General features: G+C 73.0%; 19 protein-coding genes and 1 pseudogene. 6 read left to right on the plus strand and 14 right to left on the minus strand.

The window, feature by feature from the left end; all coding sequences use genetic code 11:
* Positions 1-273 precede the first annotated feature (273 nt).
* The 3 genes and pseudogenes from ACFWPI_RS14295 to ACFWPI_RS14305 form a co-directional block, all read right to left on the minus strand.
* Positions 274-1,080 (minus strand): DUF3710 domain-containing protein, encoded by an 807-nt coding sequence (locus ACFWPI_RS14295; RefSeq protein ID WP_363374242.1) that lies wholly within the window; start codon positions 1,078-1,080, stop codon positions 274-276.
* Between the two features lie 2 nt (positions 1,081-1,082).
* Positions 1,083-1,617, minus strand: a pseudogene (gene dut / locus ACFWPI_RS14300) (dUTP diphosphatase).
* Positions 1,614-2,192 carry a PaaI family thioesterase gene (locus ACFWPI_RS14305; RefSeq protein WP_380375617.1) on the minus strand — a complete coding sequence of 193 codons (579 nt, stop codon included), beginning with the start codon at positions 2,190-2,192 and terminating at the stop codon, positions 1,614-1,616. The pseudogene dut and the gene ACFWPI_RS14305 overlap by 4 nt, the downstream one beginning before the upstream one ends.
* A gap of 135 nt (positions 2,193-2,327) precedes the next feature.
* On the opposite strand from ACFWPI_RS14305, the gene ACFWPI_RS14310 reads away from it, so the two are divergent.
* Entirely contained in the window at positions 2,328-2,777 is a 450-nt protein-coding gene (locus tag ACFWPI_RS14310; RefSeq protein WP_063349387.1) for a DUF3093 domain-containing protein, read from the plus strand.
* 292 nt (positions 2,778-3,069) lie between these two features.
* Here ACFWPI_RS14310 and ACFWPI_RS14315 read toward each other — a convergent pair whose 3' ends face one another.
* The 4 genes from ACFWPI_RS14315 to ACFWPI_RS14330 form a co-directional block, all read right to left on the minus strand.
* Positions 3,070-3,369 (minus strand): DUF4193 domain-containing protein, encoded by a 300-nt coding sequence (locus ACFWPI_RS14315; protein WP_030057692.1) that lies wholly within the window; start codon positions 3,367-3,369, stop codon positions 3,070-3,072.
* A 473-nt stretch (positions 3,370-3,842) separates the two neighbouring features.
* Positions 3,843-4,826 (minus strand): acyl-ACP desaturase, encoded by a 984-nt coding sequence (locus tag ACFWPI_RS14320; protein ID WP_380375589.1) that lies wholly within the window; start codon positions 4,824-4,826, stop codon positions 3,843-3,845.
* Positions 4,827-5,066: 240 nt separating this feature from the next.
* Entirely contained in the window at positions 5,067-6,350 is a 1,284-nt protein-coding gene (locus ACFWPI_RS14325) for a cell wall metabolism sensor histidine kinase WalK (protein WP_063349385.1), read from the minus strand.
* A 118-nt stretch (positions 6,351-6,468) separates the two neighbouring features.
* Positions 6,469-7,122 carry a response regulator transcription factor gene (locus tag ACFWPI_RS14330; RefSeq protein WP_063349384.1) on the minus strand — a complete coding sequence of 218 codons (654 nt, stop codon included), beginning with the start codon at positions 7,120-7,122 and terminating at the stop codon, positions 6,469-6,471.
* A 442-nt stretch (positions 7,123-7,564) separates the two neighbouring features.
* Here ACFWPI_RS14330 and ACFWPI_RS14335 point away from each other — a divergent pair, with 442 nt between their 5' ends.
* Positions 7,565-7,750: a hypothetical protein gene (locus ACFWPI_RS14335; RefSeq protein WP_030057688.1), complete on the plus strand. Its 186-nt coding sequence runs from the start codon at positions 7,565-7,567 to the stop codon at positions 7,748-7,750.
* 130 nt (positions 7,751-7,880) lie between these two features.
* Here the strand turns inward: ACFWPI_RS14335 and ACFWPI_RS14340 are convergent, their stop codons facing one another.
* Complete coding sequence (locus ACFWPI_RS14340; RefSeq protein WP_063349383.1) at positions 7,881-8,699, minus strand: inositol monophosphatase family protein; 819 nt, start codon at positions 8,697-8,699, stop codon at positions 7,881-7,883.
* A gap of 33 nt (positions 8,700-8,732) precedes the next feature.
* A complete protein-coding gene (locus ACFWPI_RS14345; RefSeq protein ID WP_063349382.1) occupies positions 8,733-9,890 on the minus strand; it encodes a ferrochelatase in 1,158 nt (385 codons plus the stop codon).
* Between the two features lie 127 nt (positions 9,891-10,017).
* Here ACFWPI_RS14345 and ACFWPI_RS14350 point away from each other — a divergent pair, with 127 nt between their 5' ends.
* Both ACFWPI_RS14350 and ACFWPI_RS14355 read left to right on the plus strand, forming a co-directional pair.
* On the plus strand, positions 10,018-11,274 hold the full coding sequence (locus ACFWPI_RS14350) for an MFS transporter (protein ID WP_380336321.1): 1,257 nt from the start codon (positions 10,018-10,020) through the stop codon (positions 11,272-11,274).
* Positions 11,275-11,378: 104 nt separating this feature from the next.
* A complete protein-coding gene (locus tag ACFWPI_RS14355; RefSeq protein WP_380375590.1) occupies positions 11,379-12,701 on the plus strand; it encodes a D-arabinono-1,4-lactone oxidase in 1,323 nt (440 codons plus the stop codon).
* Here ACFWPI_RS14355 and ACFWPI_RS14360 read toward each other — a convergent pair whose 3' ends face one another.
* Entirely contained in the window at positions 12,702-13,586 is an 885-nt protein-coding gene (locus tag ACFWPI_RS14360) for a hypothetical protein (protein WP_380375592.1), read from the minus strand.
* 517 nt (positions 13,587-14,103) lie between these two features.
* On the opposite strand from ACFWPI_RS14360, the gene sepH reads away from it, so the two are divergent.
* Positions 14,104-15,180, plus strand: a complete 1,077-nt coding sequence (gene sepH / locus ACFWPI_RS14365) for a septation protein SepH (RefSeq protein WP_079135886.1) — start codon at positions 14,104-14,106, stop codon at positions 15,178-15,180.
* Between the two features lie 57 nt (positions 15,181-15,237).
* Here sepH and ACFWPI_RS14370 read toward each other — a convergent pair whose 3' ends face one another.
* Positions 15,238-16,113 carry a sulfurtransferase gene (locus tag ACFWPI_RS14370; protein ID WP_380375594.1) on the minus strand — a complete coding sequence of 292 codons (876 nt, stop codon included), beginning with the start codon at positions 16,111-16,113 and terminating at the stop codon, positions 15,238-15,240.
* A 182-nt stretch (positions 16,114-16,295) separates the two neighbouring features.
* On the opposite strand from ACFWPI_RS14370, the gene ACFWPI_RS14375 reads away from it, so the two are divergent.
* Positions 16,296-17,036 carry a VOC family protein gene (locus ACFWPI_RS14375; protein ID WP_347878564.1) on the plus strand — a complete coding sequence of 247 codons (741 nt, stop codon included), beginning with the start codon at positions 16,296-16,298 and terminating at the stop codon, positions 17,034-17,036.
* A gap of 17 nt (positions 17,037-17,053) precedes the next feature.
* On the opposite strand, the gene ACFWPI_RS14380 is transcribed toward ACFWPI_RS14375, so the two are convergent.
* The 3 genes from ACFWPI_RS14380 to ACFWPI_RS14390 all read right to left on the minus strand — a co-directional run bounded on the left by ACFWPI_RS14380 (position 17,054) and on the right by ACFWPI_RS14390 (position 19,591).
* Positions 17,054-17,707, minus strand: a complete 654-nt coding sequence (locus ACFWPI_RS14380; RefSeq protein ID WP_063349376.1) for a thymidine kinase — start codon at positions 17,705-17,707, stop codon at positions 17,054-17,056.
* A gap of 61 nt (positions 17,708-17,768) precedes the next feature.
* Positions 17,769-18,956: an alkaline phosphatase family protein gene (locus tag ACFWPI_RS14385; RefSeq protein ID WP_063349375.1), complete on the minus strand. Its 1,188-nt coding sequence runs from the start codon at positions 18,954-18,956 to the stop codon at positions 17,769-17,771.
* A 35-nt stretch (positions 18,957-18,991) separates the two neighbouring features.
* The gene (locus ACFWPI_RS14390; protein WP_063349374.1) at positions 18,992-19,591 is read right to left on the minus strand and encodes a DUF5998 family protein; all 600 of its coding nucleotides are present in this window, start codon (positions 19,589-19,591) and stop codon (positions 18,992-18,994) included.
* Positions 19,592-19,610 lie beyond the last annotated feature (19 nt).

Below are 19,610 nucleotides of genomic sequence, written 5' to 3' on the forward strand. Positions count from 1 at the left end.
GTTGACTTTTGGCACGCTGTTGAGTTCTCAAGGAACGGACACTTCCTTCGGACCGCCTTCCAGCGGGCCCTCCGGGCGCTTCGTTCTTTCGTGTTTCAAGCTTATCAGATGTTTTCCGCTCCGTTTTCCGGAGTTTCATTCATCGGAATTTGCTTTCCGCTTGCCCCCGCTCTCTCGCGGCGACTCCGGAACTGTACGGGGACAGGCCCGCCACATGCAAATCGCCCCCGCCCGGGGTCCCGGGCAGGGGCGATCAGTGCGACACGGACCAGGTCAGCGGACCTCGGTGATCTCCGGACCGCGGGCGAACGGGTCGAGGGCCGCGCCGCCGAAACGGTTGTCGCCCTCGCCGGCCGCAGCCGCAGCCGCACCGCCGCCGTCGGCGACCATCTGGGCGTCCTCGGGGAGCTTCAGCACGATCGGGTCGCGGGGCGCCATCGGGCTCTCGCCCCGGACGACGACCGTCTGCTGGAAGACCTGCTCCAGGATCCCGGCCATTTCCGGCTGCACGGCGGCCTGGCCCGAGATCACACCGCGCAGGAACCAGCGCGGGCCGTCGCAACCGACGAAGCGCACCAGCTGTACGCCCTGGGTACCGTCCGGCAGCTGCACCGGAACCTGCGCGCGGAGGTGCCAGCCGAGCGGGCCCTCCTCCTCCTCGATGAGGCCGCCCTGCGCGGTGATGCCGTTGGCGATCTCCTCGCGGACCTCCCCCCAGATGCCCTCCGACTTGGGAGCGGCGAAGGCCTGCAGCTGGATGGCGCTGTTGCCGAGGACCAGGGTCGCGGCGACGATCGCGTCACCGGCGACCTCCACCCGCAGCTCCATGCCCTCGACACCGGGGACCAGCAGACCCCCGAGGTCCACCCGCCCCTCCTCGGGGTTCTCCAGCTCGGAGTGGTCCCACGGACCGTCCGGCCGCGGGGCCGGCGGCAGGCCGACCTTGTCGGACGGGTCCAGCTCGGTCACGTTCTCGCTCTCGGCGGAACCTTCGACGTCATCGGCCGTCTCGTCGGCGCTGATGGCGTCGTCGGCGAGCTGCTCGACAGCGTCCTCGCTCTTCTGGCGACGACGGAACACGGTCACTGTCCTTCCCGGTCCAAGACCGATGCGAATACCTGCTCGGCTTCCTGCGAGGCCGCGGGAATGCTAGACCGCGGCGTGGCCGCCGGTCGACCCGAACCCGCCCTCGGCACGTGCCGACCCAGGCAGCTCGGCCACCTCGTGGAAACGGGCCTTCTCGACCTGCTGGATCACCAGCTGGGCGATCCGGTCCCCTCGGCGGAAGCTGACCCCCTCGCGCGGGTCCAGATTGACGACGATCACCTTGATCTCTCCACGGTACCCGGCATCGACCGTCCCCGGGGCGTTCACGAGGGCAACTCCGCAACGAGCTGCCAGCCCGGACCGGGGGTGGACGAAGGCCGCGTAGCCGTCCGGGAGGGCGATCGCGATGCCGGTGGGCAGGACGGCCCGCTCACCGGGGGCCAGCTCGGCGTCCACGGCGGTGCGCAGATCGGCTCCCGCGTCGCCGGGCTGCGCGTAGGCGGGCAGCGGCAACTCGGGGTCGATGCGCCTGATCAGGACGTCCAGCGGCGGGCGGGGGGTGTTGCTCAAGGGTTCACCTCAAAGGCTCGTGCGCGCTTCATCAGATCCGGGTCGTCGAGGACCTTCTCGATGTCCTCGGGACGACCGTGCGTGGTGAAGTGTTCCAGCTTCACCTGGATGAAGAGCGCCTGCGCCTGCACCGCGACCGGTCCGTCGGGGCCGCCGATGCGCGCCTCGGCGGCGCTGTAGATCTTGCGGCCGTGGACGCCGGTGACCCAGGCGCGCAGGTGCAGCACCGAGTCGACCGGGACGGGGCAGAGGAAGTCGGTCTCCAGCCGGCCGGTGACGGCGGGGGCGTGCAGCAGCCAGTTGAGCGTGCCGAGGGTCTCGTCCATGGCGGTGGTCAGCACTCCGCCGTGGGCCAGGCCCGGGCCGCCCTGGTGGACGTCCCGGACGGCGAACTCGGCGGTGACGTCGAGTCCCTCGCCGGCGACCGCGTCGATCCGCAGCCCGCCGGGGTGTTGCGGTCCGCAGCCGAAGCAGTGCTCGTAGTGGGAGCCGAGCCGGGTGCCGGGGGCGGGCGCCTCGGGGGCGCGCGGCGGCAGTACGGCGTCCGGCGGCGGGGTGGTCGGGGACGGCGGCAGCGCGGGCGCCGGCCGGTCGGCGGGGGCGGTGGGGGTGGTCGAACCGGTCACGGGGCCCCAGCCTACCCAGGGGTAGGCGCGCGGCCGGTGGGGGTGGCGTCCCGGTGCCGGCGTCAGGGCGCCCACAATGGGGGCATGTACGACGAACGCCTCACGGTGCCGCGCTCCTGGTGGCTGCTCCCGGTCGCGACCGGGCTCACGCTCGCCCTGATCCTGCTGCGGGTCGGCGGTCTGGCCGCGCTGGTCGGGCTGGTGGTCGGCATCGCCGCCGGCGCGGTCGCGATCAGCAGCTACGGCTCGGTCCGGATCCGCGTGGTGCAGGGCTCACTGGTGGCCGGGCCGGCCCGGATCCCGGTGGACGCCCTGGGCACCGCGCACCCGCTGAGCCCCGCCGAGGCGGTGGCCTGGCGCGGGCCGAAGGCCAACCCGCGCGCCTTCATGCTGCTGCGCAGCTACGTCCCGACGGCGCTGCGGATCGAGGTGACCGACCCGTCCGACCCGACGCCCTACCTCTACCTGTCGACCCGCTCGCCGATGAAGCTGGCGGAGGCGCTGGAGGAGGCCCGTCGCGGCGCCCGCACCTAGGGGCTCTCCGGCCGATCCTGCCGGACAGCACCTGGCGGAGGGACCCGCGCACGCCCGGGGGCAGCCCCGGACGCGCACAGGCCCGAAAAACGGAGAGGGACGGTTCCGCTGATGCGGGACCGTCCCTACGACTTTGTGCCGGCCGACGTGCTCATGGCCGACTCCGTCCTCCCGGTGCCGTCCGTCAGGACGACTCCCGGACCTGCCGTCCGGCCCCGCTGCCCGGGGCCGGAAGGGGCGCTGTGCCGGCCCCGCGGAAGCCGCGGGTGCCGGGCCCTGTCCGCCGCGGTGCTCAGGCGCCGCAGTCCCGGCAGATCGGGTTGCCGTTCTTCTCGCTGTACAGCTGACTGCGGTGGTGCACCAGGAAGCAGCTCATGCAGGTGAACTCGTCGGCCTGCTTCGGCAGCACCCGGACCGCGAGCTCCTCGTTCGAGAGGTCTGCGCCCGGGAGCTCCATGCCCTCGGCCGCGTCGAACTCGTCGACGTCGACAGAGCCGCCGCCCTTGTCGTTCCGCCGAGCCTTGAGTTCCTCGATGCTGTCTTCGTTGAGCTCGTCGTCGGTCTTGCGTGGGGTGTCGTAGTCCGTTGCCATTGTTCGCTCTCCCCCTCCGGGTTTGTGCGGTGTGTGCGGTATCTCCAGCGCACGTAACGCATGGGGGGTCGGTCTTGTGCCCGACCCGAGGCGGAGATTTTGCCTTACTTCAAGCCCTGTTACTCAATCGACACTCAGCCAGGGGTCCGTTGGGGTGATCCACCAGGCTGCGGGAGGCCTCACGCTGGGCCATCGCCAGCCTCCTCCAGCATCCGCTCGGCGGCCACTCACAGTGAGCACGGGCCGCGCTGACGCTCGTCCATTCCCTTGCCCACCTGGGGTGCCGACCAATCATCCGGCCGGGTACTGACCCGAAATCCGGTCACGGACTGCGATCGGCACCCCAGCTCGGACGATCACTCTCCGAGGTCGAGTGAAGTCACGGAGCGACACGATGTGAGCTTGGTCACGTTCAGAATCTTCCAGGGCAAACCACGGAAAATCCACCCACTTCGACTGCTCCGCCGAACACCCTAGTCTGCGCTCCTGCGCGCTGCCCGGCGGGCCAGGATCGCGGCCTGGCGCTCCTCGAACTTGCGCGCCTGGCCGTCCAGCCCGTCCAGGAAGACGCCGAGCTCGTTCTGCGCCAGCTGGCCCTCCGGGCCGAGGCCGCCGATCTCCATCACGCGCAGGTGGCGCAGCACCGGCTGCAGCACGTCGTCGTGGTGGATGCGCAGGTTGTAGACCCCGCCGAGGGCGATCTGCGCGGCGGCCCGCTCGAAGCCGGGGATGCCGTGGCCGGGCATCCGGAAGTCGGTGACCACGTCGGCCACGGCCCGCATGGCCTGGTCGGGGGCGATCTCCAGGGCGGCCTTCAGCAGGTTCCGGTAGAAGACCATGTGGAGGTTCTCGTCGTTGGCGATCTTCGCCAGCAGCTGGTCGCAGAGCGGGTCGCCGGCGTACTTGCCGGTGTTGCGGTGCGAGATGCGGGTGGCGAGCTCCTGGAAGGCCACGTACGCGACGGACTGCAGCATGCTGTGCGCGTTGTCGGACTCGAAGCCCTCGGACATGTGGCTCATCCGGGCCCGCTCCAGCTCCACCGGGTCGACGGCCCGGGTGGCGAGCAGGAAGTCGCGAATGGCTATCCCGTGCCGGCCCTCCTCGGCGGTCCAGCGGTGCACCCAGGTGCCCCAGGCGCCCTCGCGGCCGAACATGCTGGCGATCTCGTGGTGGTAGCTGGGGAGGTTGTCCTCGGTCAGCAGGTTCACCACCAGCGACACCCGTCCGAGCGGCGTCACGTGGGACTGCTCGACGGCCCAGGCGTCGCCGCCCAGCACGCCGTCGAAGTCGCGGCCCTGGCTCCACGGCACGAACTCGTGCGGCATCCACTCCTTGGCCACGGCGAGGTGGCGGTTGAGCTCCTTCTCCACGACCTCTTCGAGGGCCAGGATCAGCCGGGCGTCGGTCCAGCCGGTCGATCCGAGGGAGGCGCTGCTCTGCACAGGGGCGATGGTCACGGTCTTGCTCCTGGGGGACGGCACGCGCGGGACGGGCGCGTTGGGCGGGCACGTCTGCGGACGCACTTACGGTTCCGTAGGTTACGACACCGTAAGTTGCTCGGGCAGGAAATGACAAGCCGCCCCCGCCAGGCCTTATGTCGTCTTGACGGGCCTGACGGGGGCGGCGGTGAACGGTCGCTTACGGAGCGCGGCGGCGGGGAGGGCACGGCGGGGCCGGGAGGGGCCCGGCGGGCGGGGTCAGGGGTTGGGGATCCGGACCCGCATGGTGAGGCCGCCACCGGCGCGCGCAGTGGCCTCGATGGTGCCACCGTGGGCGCGCACCACCGAGCGGACGATGGACAGGCCGAGCCCGACCCCCTTGTCGCTGCGGGTGCGGTCGGCGCCCTTGACCCGGCGGAACGGCTCGAAGATGTGCTCCAGCTCGTAGCCGGGCACCACCGGGCCGGTGTTGGACACCACCAGCTCGCCGCCGCCGGGCACCTCGGCGGTGGCCAGCTCGACCCAGCCGCCGGGGGTGTTGTACCGGACGGCGTTCTGCAGCAGGTTGAGCGCCAGCCGCTCCAGCAGCACGCCGTTGCCCGCGACCACGGCCGGAGCGAGCTTGGAGCGCAGCTCGACCTCGCGCCGGTCCGCCTCGGCCCTGGTCTGCTCCAGGGCGCGGGTGGCCACCTCGGAGAGCTCCACCGGGCGGCGGTCGGTCAGCTCGTTCTCGCTGCGGGCGAGCAGCAGCAGGCCCTCCACCAGCTGTTCGCTGCGCTCGTTGGTGGCCAGCAGGGTCTTGCCGAGCTGCTGGAGGTCGGGCGAGGCGGCCGGGTCGGAGAGCTGGACCTCCAGCAGGGTGCGGTTGATCGCCAGCGGGGTGCGCAGTTCGTGCGAGGCGTTGGCGACGAAGCGGCGCTGGGAGTCGAAGGACCGGTCCAGCCGGTCCAGCATGTCGTCGAAGGTGTCGGCGAGTTCCTTGAGCTCGTCGTCCGGCCCGTCCAGCTCGATCCGCCGGTGCAGGTCGGAGGAGGCGACGTCGCGGGCGGTGCGGGTGATCCGGCCGAGCGGGCGCAGCACCCGGCCGGCCAGCGCGTAGCCGGCCGCGAAGGCGATCACGGCGAGGCAGACCAGCATCGTGAGCGACTTGCGCAGCAGGGTGTTGAGCGCCGAGTTGGAGCGCAGCAGGTAGTCGCCGGCCTGCTCCTGGTTGAACTGCGCGCTGTTCATCGGGACGCCGTTGACCCGCAGGCTGCCGTCGAACTGGAACGTGCGCGGCGCCAGGTTGTTCACGGCGTCCTGGAAGAACACGTACATCAGCAGCAGCAGGACCACGCCGGCCATCAGGAACATGCCGCCGTAGAGCAGGGTGAGCCGCATCCGGATGGTCGGCCGGAAGGGCAGCCAGGCGAGCATGCCGTCGCCGGGGGTGTAGCGACCGGGCTGGGGCGCGCGCGGGGGGTGCTGGGGCTTGGGCGGTACGGCGCGCGGGCCGCCGGCGGGCGCGCCGGAGGGCCCGCCGGCCGGGGGCGGGGTGGTCATGATGGTCCTCTCGGGGCGTCCGCCGGGGCGGGCGCGGGGTGGGTGGAGTCCGACCGGGCCCGGCGAACGGATCCGGTCCGGTCCGCTCGGATCCGGTCAGGTGGTCCGGCGGGTCCGGTCAGATCCGGTAGCCGGAGCCCGGGACGGTGACGATCACCGGCGGGTCGCCGAGCTTGCGGCGCAGCGTCATCACGGTGACGCGCACGACGTTGGTGAACGGGTCGGTGTGCTCGTCCCAGGCCTTCTCCAGCAGCTGCTCGGCGGAGACGACGGCGCCGCCGGCCCGCATCAGCACCTCCAGGACGGCGAACTCCTTGGGGGCGAGCTGGACGGTGCGGCCCTCGCGGATCACCTCGCGGCGGCCCGGGTCGAGCGAGATGCCGGCCCGCTCCAGCACCGGGGGCAGCGGGACGGTCGCGCGGCGGCCCAGCGCCCTTACCCGGGCGACGAGTTCGCTGAAGGCGAACGGCTTCGGAAGGTAGTCGTCCGCGCCGATCTCCAGGCCCTCGACCCGGTCGCTGATGTCGCCGGAGGCGGTCAGCATGATCACCCGGGTGGCCAGGCCCTGTTCGACCACCTTGCGGCAGACGTCGTCGCCGTGGACCAGCGGGAGGTCGCGGTCCAGGACCACGACGTCGTAGTCGTTGACCGCGATGCGCTGGAGCGCGGCCTCCCCGTCGTACACCACGTCGACGGCCATCGCCTCGCGGCGCAGGCCGGTGGCGACAGCCTCGGCGAGCAACTGCTCGTCCTCGACGACGAGAACCCGCACGATCGTTGTCCCTTCTCCAGGCCGGCCCCGGAAGCGGACGCGCGGCTCCGACGGTGCCTCCATCCTGCCTGGTCCGCCGGTAAAGCAGCGATAAGCTGCCGCCCAGGCACGGAGCGTTGGCAGCGGGTGATGACCGTTCGTGTCGGGACCAGTCCGGTTGGACTGTGACACAGGCAACTTTCTCGGGCCGGAAGGTTTCCCCATCTCCCCGGCGGGGAGGACAGCTTCACACCCGCGATCTGGCTGTTGGCCGATCGCACCCACCCGCCGTGCGTTCATCCGCGCCGGCCCTGGGGCTGGGACGTCACCGGGAGCGGCCGAAGGCCGTCTCCGCGCTCGACCGGAGATCCACGACCTGCCGGACGGGGCGCTGCCGCTGGCCACACCTCCTCGGGGCGGAGAACGTACGACCGTGCACGTCCGACACAGTAAGGGGGCCCGTATGGACGCCTTCAAGGCCGGAATCCTGCAGCGCATAGCCAACGCCGAGCAGGATCTGCACCGCGCGATCGAGGCCGGGGACGAGTTCCTCGCCGAGGTGGAGCAGTCCGAGCTGGACGACCTCCGCCGGCTCGCCGCCGAGCACGGCGTGGACACCGTGCTGGAGCGCCACCGCACCGCCGCCTGATCCACCCGACCTTCCGACCCGACGCCGGACCTCCGGCACCAGCGGCCCTGCGGGGGTCGTGCGAAAACCCCAGGCCCTGGCATCCCCCGTATGCCAGGGCTCTTCGCTGTCCAGGACTGAGGACGCGTCCTCAGTCCGCCCAGGCGCGCAGCGCGGCCAGCCGCTCCTGCAGCGGCTGGTACACGCCCGGGGCGGCGGCCACGGTCAGCTCGCCGTCCGGGCCGTGCCCGGGGCGGCCGCCGACCAGGGCCCCGGCCTCGGCGGCGATCAGGCAGCCGGCCGCGCGGTCCCAGGGGGCGAGGCCCCGCTCGTAGTAGCCGTCCAGCCGCCCGGCGGCGACGTCGCACAGGTCCACCGCGGCGGCCCCGCCCCGGCGGATGTCCCGCACCTCGGGCATCAGGGACAGCAGCACCTCGGCCTGGCGGGTCCGCACCGACTGGACGTAGTTGAAGCCGGTGCCGATCAGCGCCTGGCCCCACGGCGGGGCCGGGCGGGTGGAGAGCGGCCGGCCGTCGAGCCGGGCGCCGCGCCCGAGGACGGCGTGGAACAGCTCGCCGCGGGCCGGCGCGTACACCACGCCGACGACCGCCCGGCCGTCCAGCTCGGCGGCCACGCTGACCGCCCAGGAGGGCAGCCCGTACAGGTAGTTGACCGTGCCGTCGAGCGGGTCGACGACCCAGCGCACCCCGCTGGTGCCGGGCCGCTCGGCGCCCTCCTCGCCGAGGTAGCCGTCCTCGGGGCGGCGCTCGGTGATCAGTTCCAGGACGAGCTTCTCGGAAGCGAGGTCCATCTCGGTCACCACGTCGACCGGACTGCTCTTGGTGCCGGCCACACCGAGGTCGGCGGGCCGGCCGTCGCGCAGCAGGGCGCCGGCCTGCCGGGCCGCGTCCAGGGCGACCTCCAGCAGGTCGTCGAGGAGCCGGTCGTCGGGCAGGGCGGGGGTGGGCACGGGTCTCTCCTCCGGGGGGAACGGGACGGGCGGTCAGCGCTCGGCGGCGGCCGGGCGGGGGGCTCGCGGGTTGGGGCAGCAGGCCACCGCGCACACGTCGTGGCTGGGGCCGAGCGCGCCGAGGGCGCAGCGGGTCACCGGCTCGCCGCGCTCGGCGGCGGCCCGCTCCAGGACCAGTTCGCGCACCGCGGCGGTGAAGCGTGGGTCGGCGCCGACGGTGGCGGCGCGGGCCACCGGCAGGCCGAGTTCGGCGGCCTTGGCGACGGCCTCGGTGTCGAGGTCGTACTTGACCTCCATGTGGTCGGAGACGAAGCCGATCGGGACCATCACCACGGCGGGCGCGCCGTCGGCGTGCTGGGCCTCCAGGTGGTCGCAGATGTCCGGTTCCAGCCACGGCGTGTGCGGGGCGCCGCTGCGGCTCTGGAACACCAGCTCCCAGGGCCGGTCCGCGACGCCGGTGCGTTCGGCGACGGCCTCGGCGATCAGCCGGGCGACGTCCAGGTGCTGGGCGACGTACGCGCCGCCGGGGCGGCCGCGGGCCGGGTCGTCCGGGGCGCCGGAGGTCTCGGCCATGGCGTCCGGGATGGAGTGGGTGGTGAACGCCAGCCGGGCGCCGGCCCGGACGTCCTCGGGCAGCCGCGCCAGGGCGGCCAGGGTGGCGTCGACCATCGGCTCGACGAACCCGGGGTGGTTGTAGAAGTGCCGCAGCTTGTCGACCCGCAGCTCGGGCAGGCCCTCCGCGGCGAGGGCGGCCAGCGCGTCGGCCAGGTTCTCCCGGTACTGGCGGCAGCCCGAGAAGCCGGCGTAGGCGCTGGTGGCGAGGACGGCGACGCGGCGGTGGCCGTCGGCGGCCAGTTCGCGCAGGGTGTCCACCAGGTAGGGCGCCCAGTTCCGGTTGCCCCAGTAGACCGGCAGGTCCAGGCCGTGCTCGGCGAAGTCCTTGCGCAGCGCGGCGAGCAGTTCGCGGTTCTGCTCGTTGATCGGGCTGACCCCGCCGAACAGGAAGTAGTGCTTGCCGACCTCCTTCAGCCGCTCCTTGGGGATGCCGCGGCCCCGGGTCACGTTCTCCAGGAACGGGACGACGTCCTCGGGGGCCTCGGGCCCGCCGAAGGAGAGCAGCAGCAGGGCGTCGTACGGCTGCGGTGCTGCCGGGGCGGCGCCGGACGGTGAGGGTTTGCGCGCGTCGGACATGGCACCGATCCTGCCATTGAGGGGCCGGAGACCCCCGCCGGGGCTGCGAGGATGTCCGGAAAATACTGTTTGCCAAGGTACGTAAGCTGTGTTCGCCAGCCTCGTTCCTTACCCCCGCGGAGCTCCCGTGCTGTCCAGCTACCGCCAGATATTCGCCTCCCCCGGCAGTCTGGCCTTCTCCTCCACCGGCTTCGTCTCCCGACTGCCGATCTCCATGACCGGCATCGGCATCGTGACCATGCTCTCCCAGCTGAGAGGCTCCTACGGGGTGGCGGGCCTGGTGTCGGCGACCCTGGCGATCTCCGCCGCGCTGCTCGGCCCGCAGGTCTCCCGGCTGGTGGACCGGCACGGGCAGCGCCGAATAATCGTCCCGGCCATGGCGCTCACCATCGTCGCCGTGGTCGGCCTGCTGCTGTGCGCCCGGTTCAAGGCGCCGGACTGGACGCTCTTCGTCTTCGCGGCCGGCATGGGCGTCATGCCGAGCACCGGCGCGATGGTCCGCGCCCGCTGGGCCCACCTGTACCGCGACGACGCCCCCAAGCTGCACACCGCGTACTCCTTCGAGGCCGTCGTCGACGAGGTCTGCTTCATCGTCGGCCCGATCCTCTCCATCGGCCTGGCCACCTCCGTCTTCCCCGAGGCCGGCGTCCTGCTCGCCGGGGTCTTCCTCGCCGTCGGCGTCCTGCTCTTCGCCGGGCAGCGCGCCACCGAACCGCCGGTCCACCCGGGCGCCCGGCACGTCGGCGGCTCGGTGATCCTCAACCGCGGCCTCCAGGTGCTGATCCTCACCTTCGTCGCCACCGGCGCGATCTTCGGCTCGGTCGAGGTCGTCACCGTCGCCTACTCCGAAACCCAGGGGCACAAGTCCATCGCCAGCGTGATCCTCGCGCTGTGGGCGCTCGGCTCCTGCCTGGCCGGCGTGGTGTTCGGCACCCTCAAGCTCACCGGCTCGATGGCCGGCCGCTTCTTCGCCGGCGTCCTGTTCATGGCGCTCAGCATGGCGCCGCTGCTGCTGGTCGCCGAGTCGGTGCGCGGAGTCGGCGGGCTGATCGCGGTCGGCGGCGCGCTGCTGATCGCGGGCATCGCCATCTCCCCCACCCTGATCACCGCGATGGCCCTGGTCGAACGGCTCGTCCCGGCCGCCCAGCTGACCGAGGGCATGACCTGGACGACCACCGGGCTCGCCCTCGGCGTCGCCGTCGGCTCCTCCGCCGGCGGCTGGGTGGTGGACGCCGCCGGCTCCGCCGCGGGCTACTGGGTGCCCCTGACCGCCGGGGTCTTCGGCGTGGTCACCGCGCTCGCCGGACTGGGCCGGCTGCGCGCCGGACTCGCCGTCGACGAGCCCGCCGAAGCGGCCGAACAGACCGTAGACCTCGAACGGTGAACTGACTAATCTCTCCCTACCCGCGGGCCTACCCGCGGGTAGGGCGGCCCCCACCGCCCCGGACCGCGCCGACCCCGGTCGGCCACGGAGCAGGAGGCGGCGCCATGCCCCAGGCCAGTACCGCGACCCCCACCCGGTGGACCAACTGGGCCGGGAACCAGAGCGCCCGGCCCGCCCGGGCCGCCACCCCCGGCACCGCGGAGGAACTGGCCAAGGAGATCCTGCGCGCCGCCGAACAGGGCCGCACCGTCAAGGCCGTCGGCTCCGGCCACTCCTTCACCTCGATCGCCTCCGCCGGCGACGGCGTCCTGCTCCGCCCGCACGCGCTCACCGCCGTCCGCGAGATCGACCGCGAGGCCGGCACCATCACCGTCGAGTCCGGCCTCCCGCTCGCCCGGCTCAACCGGATCCTCGCCGCCGAGGGCCTCTCCCTCACCAACATGGGCGACATCGAGGTGCAGACCGTGGCCGGCGCCACCAGCACCGGCACCCACGGCACCGGCCGCGACTCCGGCTCGCTCGCCGCGCAGATCCGCGCCCTGGAGATCGTCCTCGCCGACGGCAGCGTCCGGCGCTGCTCCCCCACCGAGCACCCCCGGCTCTTCCAGGGCGCCCGGCTCGGCCTCGGCGCCCTCGGCGTGATCACCGCCCTGACCTTCGCCGTCGAGCCGGCCTTCCTGCTCACCGCGCACGAGCAGCCGATGGCCTTCGACGAGGTGCTGGAACGGCTGGACGACCTCACCGCGGTCAACGAGCACTTCGAGTTCTACTGGTTCCCGCACACCGACCGCTGCGCCACCAAGCGCAACAACCGCAGCCAGGGCCCGGCCGCCCCGCTGCCCCGGTTCAAGGAGTGGCTGGAGGACGACTTCCTCTCCAACACCGTCTGGGAGGGCGCCTGCCGGGTCGGCCGGCGCTTCCCCGCCAGCATCCCCGCCATCGCCTCGCTGGCCAGCCGCGCCTGGTCCGACCGCAGCTACACCGACACCGCGCACCGGGTGTTCACCAGCCCGCGCAAGGTGCGCTTCGTGGAGATGGAGTACGCGGTGCCGCGCGCGGCCGTCGCCGGGGTGCTGCGCGAACTGAAGGCCCTGGTCGAGCGCTCCGACTGGAAGGTCGGCTTCCCGGTGGAGGTGCGCTTCGCCCCCGCCGACGACCTCTGGCTCTCCACCGCCTCCGGACGGGACAGCGCCTACATCGCCGTCCACCTCTACCGGGGCACCGCCGACCAGGGCTACTTCACCGGCGTCGAACAGCTGATGTGCGCCCACCAGGGCCGCCCGCACTGGGGCAAGCTGCACACCCGGGACGCCGAGTACCTGTCCGGCGCCTACCCGCACTTCGGCGACTTCACCGCCCTGCGCGACGAGGTCGACCCGCAGCGCGTGTTCGGCAACGACTACCTGCGCCGGGTCCTCAGCGCCTGATCACGGGGTGGCGCCCTGGGTCGGCGCCGCGGGCTGCGGCGGGGCCACGGAGGCGGGGGCGTTGCTCGGCACCGGCGGCTGCGGGCTCGCCCCGCCGGAGGTGCCGGAGGGCTTCCCGCCGTCCGCGGTCGGCGACGAACCGGCCGACGGCGTCGCGCTCGGGCCCGCCGAGGGCGAGGCCGTACCGCCGCCGTGCCCACCGGCCCCACCGCTCGGGCTCGTGCTCGGGCCCGTACTCGGCTCCCGGCTCGGCCGCGTCGTCGGCGGGGCCGAGGCACCGCCGGACGGCGAGGGCTCCGAGCCGTGCCCGCCGCCGGTGGAGGGCCGCTCCGCCGGCGGCGCCTCCCGCGGGGAGGGGGACTTCGGGCTCACCACGCCGCCGAAGGAGGTGCCGTTGCCCGACTCGCCCTTCACCGTCGCCGACACCGGCTGCCCGGTGGCCAGTTCGAACGCCAGGATCGGCGTCATCGCCACCACGAACACCAGCCCCGACACGGCCGCGTAGGTCTTCCAGGTCCACCGCCGACGCGCCCGGACCACCTGCGGCTCGTTCCACTCCGAGGAGATCGCCGACGGCGCCGGCTCCACCGGGCGCTCCGGCACCTGGCGCAGCCCGTTCACGGCGTGGCCGGGCCCCCGGTCCACCACCGCCTCACGCAGCTGCTCGCCGGTGCGCCGGAAGATGTGCTGGAACACCGCACCGCCGGTGGTGGCCCCGACACTGACCACCGCCGCACCCAGGATCGTTCCGTACACGCCGAGTTCGGAGGCGAACAGCGCCCCCACCACCGTGGCCAGCGCACTCGCCGCGACCTGAGCCACACTCAGATCGATCCGCTTGCGCTCCTTCTTGCCGCCCTCCTCGGCGGGGCTCCGCTCCGGCATCAACATCCCTCGGTCCGTACGACTGTTCCTCGAACAAGTCACTCCATCTTGCCCAAAGAAGGACACAAGGGACGAAAATGCGGTTCTCCGGCCCCGATATATGTGAAGATGATCACCGTTCACCCGCCGGTGGTCCGCCGTTGGGGGCATGCGCTCTTGAGATTCCCGTGAATCGCGGGAGACTTGAGCGGCGAGCCGCCCCTTCGGATGCCACGAATGGAGTACTGTTCGTAAAGCCTGAGCCTTGGGTCGACTTGTCGACTGCGCCCACACCGGCAGCTTGACGAAGAGCCACGGAACAGGCACGCACGGCGACGCCCGTCCCGGACCGTCGCGAACACTCCGCGTGCGAGGACGGCCGGGGCACCCAGGCGCGACGTCGACGGATGGCGTGGCAAAAAGGCAACCGTGCCACAGCGGCGTGACCGGGCGTATGCCCGACACGCCGGGGAACTCAGCAAGGTTGTGGCCAGTCGCGAGTGGGCAGGCCACACTCAGTACGGGAGCAGCGACGCAGGTGACGTCGGCAGGCACCACCCGGGAGGTAACCGTGCCCGAACTGCGGGTTGTGGCCGTCAGCAACGACGGCACACGGCTGGTGCTCAAGGCTGCCGACAGCACGGAGTACACCCTTCCCATCGACGAGCGGCTGCGCGCCGCCATCCGCGGGGATCGTCCGCGCCTCGGCCAGATCGAGATCGAGGTCGAGAGCCATCTGCGGCCCCGGGACATCCAGGCCCGGATACGAGCCGGTGCCTCCGCCGAGGAGGTCGCCCAGGCCGCCGGCATCTCCGTCGACCGGGTCCGCCGCTTCGAGGGTCCGGTCCTCGCCGAGCGCGCCTTCATGGCCGAACGCGCCCGCAAGACCGCCATCCGCCGCAACGGCGAATCCACCGGGCCCCAGCTCGGCGAGGCCGTCGCCGAGCGGCTCGCGCTGCGCGGCGCCGAGAAGGACACCGAACGCTGGGACTCCTGGCGGCGCGACGACGGCACCTGGGAGGTCATCCTCGCCTACCGTGCCGACGACGAGGGCCGCAGCGCCTCCTGGACGTACGACCCGCCCCGGCGCCTGGTCCAGCCCAACGACGACGAGGCCCGCGCGCTGATCGGCGAGAACGTCGAGCGCGAGGAGGAGTCGGTCTTCCCGTTCATCCCGCGGATCGCCCGGCTCCCCCAGGACCGGCCGCCCCGCCCGATGATCGACCGGCCCTCCGCCGACCGCATCATGTCCGCCCGCGAAGTCCGCGAGTCCCGCGAGGCCACCGCCGAGTCCAGGGACTCCCTGACCAGCCTGCTCGACGTGGTCCCCGCCTTCCGCGGCGACCTCGCCGTCGGCCCCGCCCCGATCGAACCGGTACCCGCAGAGGTCGCCGAGGAGAGCGAGGAGGCGGCCGCGGCCGCCGCACCGGCGGTCGGCGCGGGCTCGGCCTACGCCGACATCCTGATGCCGCGGGCCGTCGCCCCGCACCGCGAGCGCCTGGTCGGCACCACCGACCGCCAGGCCGAGGCGGACGGCGTCCGGCCCGGCCGCCGGGCCACCGTGCCCAGCTGGGACGAGATCGTCTTCGGCAGCCGGCGCAAGAAGCAGGAGTAGCAGCCCTGACGTCAGGGGCGGGAGGCCGGGCCTCCCGCCCCTGACGCACGCCCGGACTCAGCCCGGCTGGTCGGTCACCGCCACCGGGCGGGCCTCGTCGCTCGACCACTCGCTCCACGACCCCGGGTACAGCGTCGCCGACAGGCCCGCCACCTCCAGCGCCAGGATCTGGTGCGCCGCCGTCACCCCCGAGCCGCAGTACACCGCCGTCTCCCGCTCACCCGCGCCCAGCGCGCGGAACCGCGCCGTCAGCTCCGCGGCCGACCTGAACCGCCCGTCGGCCGCCACGTTCTCGGCCGTCGGCGCCGACACCGCGCCCGGGATGTGCCCGGCGCGCGGGTCCACCGGCTCGCTCTCGCCCCGGTAGCGGTCCCCCGCCCGGGCGTCCAGCAGCAGCGCACCGCGCGCCCAGGCCGCCGCGCCGTCCGCGTCCACCACGGGCAACTGCCCCGGGACCGGCTTGAAATCACCCTCCGCCGGCGCCGGAACCTCCGCCGTCACCGGCAGTCCGGCCGCCGACCAGGCCGCGTAACCGCCGTCCAGCACCCGGACGTCCCGGTGCCCGGCCCAGCGCAGCAGCCACCAGGCGCGGGCCGCCGCCAGCGAGGCCGCGCCGTCGTACACCACCACCGGGCGGTCGGAGTCCACCCCCAGGCGGCGCATCGCCGCGCCGAACTCCTCCGGGTCCGGCAGCGGGTGGCGGCCGCCCCGGCCGGGGGCGCCCGGCGGGGCCGCGAGGTCCCGGTCCAGATCGACGAAGCGGGCGCCGGGCAGGTGCCCGGCCCGGTACTCCTCGACGGCAGTCGGGCCGGACTGCGCGGCACCGACCAGCCGGTAGCGCACGTCCAACAGCACCGGCGGGCGCGCGGAGGCGAGCGCCTGCGCCAGCCCGGCCGCGGAGATCAGCGGGGAACCGTCGTTGTAGGTGGTCATGGCGGCCATTGTCGCGCAGCGCCGCCACCCCGCCGCTCTTTGTGCGCTCTTTGCCGGAATTTCCGCGCGGCCCGAGGGTTCGACGCGCGCCAGAGTGGAAGCATCACCCTCGCGCGCGAGGATTTCCGTGCGCCAACCACCCATTGCGCCAACCACCCATGAGGAGGCCCGCATTGCCCGCGGTGGAACTCCGACTGGCCCAGGGCACCCCCTGCTGGGTCAGCCTGCTGACCGACGACCTGGCCGGCGCCCGCGCGTTCTACGCCGACCTGCTCGGCTGGACCTACACCCCGGGCCCCGGCCAGCTCGGCGCCTACGTCCGCGCCGAACTCGACGGGGCACCGGTCGCCGGCCTCGGCGTCTCCACCGCCACCGGCTTCCCGGTGCAGTGGACCACCTACTTCGCCGTCGACGACGCCGACCACACCGCCCAACTGGTGCGCTCCTGCGGCGGAACCGTGGCCGTCGGGCCGCTCCAGGCCGAACGCGCCGGGCGGATGGCCATCGCCGCCGACGTCTCCGGCGCCGTCTTCGGCCTCTGGCAGGGCGAGGAGCACACCGGCCGGGAGGCCGGGCCCGAACCCGGCGGACCGGCCTGGACCGAACTGCTCACCCCCGACACCGACGGCGCCGTCGCCTTCTACACCGCCGTACTCGACCGCCCCGTCCGGCACGCCGACGACGAGTCCGCGCTACTCGTGCACGGGCAACCGGTCGCCGGCATCCGGCACCGCGCCGAACTGCGCGGCCATCCGCCCCGCTGGCGGGTCCACTTCGCCGTCCGCGACGCCGACGCCACCGCCCGGCACGCCGTCGGACTCGGCGGCCGCGTCCTGGTCCCACCGCACGACACCGCCCGCGGCCGCGCCGCCCGGCTGTCCGACCCGCAGGGCGGGCACTTCTCGGTGCTGGAACTCCGCTAGCGCGCCCAGGACAGGACTCAGACCTGCTGCTCGAAGGGCAGCACGTCCGGGGAGAGCACCGAGGCCCGGGCCGTCGCGGCGGTCAGCCGGCGGCGGTGGTGCCGGCGGCAGAGCACCTCGTACCCGACCTCGTCCTCGTTCACCGAGATGTCGCCGACCACCACCTGGGCGCCCTCGACCACCATCACCCCGCCCACCGTCCGGGCGTTGTGCGTCGCCCGCGCACCGCACCAGCACAGCGCCTCGACCTGGAGCACCTCCACCCGGTCGGCCAGCTCGATCAGCCGCTGGGAGCCGGGGAACAGCCGGGTGCGGAAGTCCGTGGTGATCCCGAACGTGTAGGCGTCGATGTCGAGTTCGTCCACCACCCGGGCCAACTGGTCGACCTGCTCGGCGGCGAAGAACTGCGCCTCGTCGCAGATCAGGTAGTCCACCCGGCCGCCCGCCGAGAGCCGGTGCACCACGTACGCGTGGAAGTCGAAGTCGTCCGTCACCTCGACCGCGTCCGCCCGCAGGCCCAGCCGGCTGGAGATGGTCGCCGCACCGGCCCGGTCGTGGCGGGTCAGGATGAGGCCCTGCCGGCCGCGGGCGGAGTGGTTGTGGTCCATCTGCAGCGCCAGCGTCGACTTGCCGCAGTCCATCGTGCCCGAGAAGAACACCAGTTCAGCCATGGGTGGAGCAAAGGCCTTTCACATCAGGGGAGTTCGGGCACAGAAGAGTCAAGGACCTGGCTCAGCCGCGAACTTCGAGCAGCGGCACGAACTGCTCGACCGGGGTCATCGAACCGTGCAGACCGATCATCGCGGACTCGCCCGGCTCGTTGCGGGAGGCGGTGATCGCGATGTCGTCCCGCGCCGCGGCCACCACGTCGCCGATCCGCCCGTACACCCGCTCGTCCACGACCGGACCGAACCAGCCCGCCGCGATCGCCTGGTCCCGGGTGGCCACCCACATCCGGTCGCCCAGCACCTCGCTCCAGACCGCGAACACGTCGGCCGCCGCACCGGGCACCGCGTACACGTGCCGGGCCCGGCCCTCGCCGCCCAGCAGGGCCACGCCGGCGCCCAGCTCCCAGTCCTCGTCGAAGTCGATCCGGTCCTCCGGCGCGATGTCGATCATGCCGTGGTCGGCGGTCACGTACATCGCCGACCGCGGCGGCAGCCGCTCGGCCAGCCGGCGGGCCAGCCGGTCCACCGCGTCCAGGGTCATCCGCCACTCGTCCGAGTCCACCCCGAAGCGGTGGCCCGCACCGTCCAGCTCGCTGACGTACGTGTAGACCAGCGCCCGGTCGTGCTCGGCCAGCCAGGAGGCCGCCAGGTCCATCCGCTCCTCGCCCGTGGTCCGGCCCAGGAAGGTGCCGCCGGACAGCGCCACCCTGGTCAGCGGCGTCTGCGAGAACAGCGGGGAGGACACCTGCGCGGTCGCCACCCCGGCGGCGTCCGTCCGCTCGAAGACCGTCGGGTACGGCTGCCAGACGTGCGGGTCGGTGTGCGGCTGCCAACGCAGCTGGTTCATCAGATAACCGGCGCCCGGCACCGCGACCGTGTACCCGGCCAGACCGTGCAGCCCCGGCGGGGTGCCGGTGCCGACCGAGGCCAGCGAGGTCGCCGTGGTCGACGGGAAACCGGCGGTCAGCGGGCGGCCCGAACCACCCATCGAACTCCCGGCCAGCGAGGACAGGAACGGCGCGTACTCCGGGTGCCGCAGCAGCAGCTCCCAGCCCAGGCCGTCCACCAGGAACACCACCACCCGGTCCGCCGGAGCGATCGGCAGGGTCGCGGTGAAACCCGGAACGCCCAGGCCCGCCGCCACCGAGGGCAACAGGTCGCAGAGCGAACCGCTGCCGTACGGGGGCGCGGGAGCCGCGGCCGGGTCGAGGATCTCGAAGGCGTCGAAGCCGCCGGAAGGTGCGAAGGACATGAAACCGGATTCGTAGCAGTCGAAGGCGGCGGCGCTCAGACCCGCGGGCCGTTGCTGATCGTCGCGTCGGAGAGCGCGCGGGCGAACACCAGTGCCTGGGCCACCGTCTCCGGGCCGTCACCGGCCTCGCTCACCCGCAGTGAGAGATCGTCAGCCGTCGCCGAACCCGTGTAGCCGTGGTCAGCCTCGCAGTTCGGGTCCGAACAGCCCGCGGGCTCCAGGTCCAGCCGCTGCACCGCACCCCAGCCGATCGTCAGCACCACCTCGCGCGGCAGCGTCCCCGGCGTGTACGTCTCCGGGTTCGCGACCATCCGGCTCAGCACGACCGAACCGATCCGGTCCAGCCGGACACTCTCCGTCGACGTCGTCGCGAACGGCACCGCCGGACTGCCCGCGTCCCCCGACTGCTCGTCGGTGTGGCTCACCACGAACCGCGTCGGGGTCAGCACCAGCACCGTCACGTGCCGACGCACCTCGTTGGCGTCGAAGGTCGTCTCCTGGTGCACCAGGTAGGAGCTGATCGGCTCCGGGCCCACCGCGGCCTCGACCGCCTCGGACACCAGGGCCGGGTAGTAACCGCTGCGCTCGATCGCCGAGCGCAGGTCCTGAGTGCTGGTGGTACCGGTCTTCGCCATAACTCCATCCTGGCATGGT

Source organism: Kitasatospora sp. NPDC058492 (genome assembly GCF_042720685.1).
Classification (GTDB): domain Bacteria; phylum Actinomycetota; class Actinomycetes; order Streptomycetales; family Streptomycetaceae; genus Kitasatospora.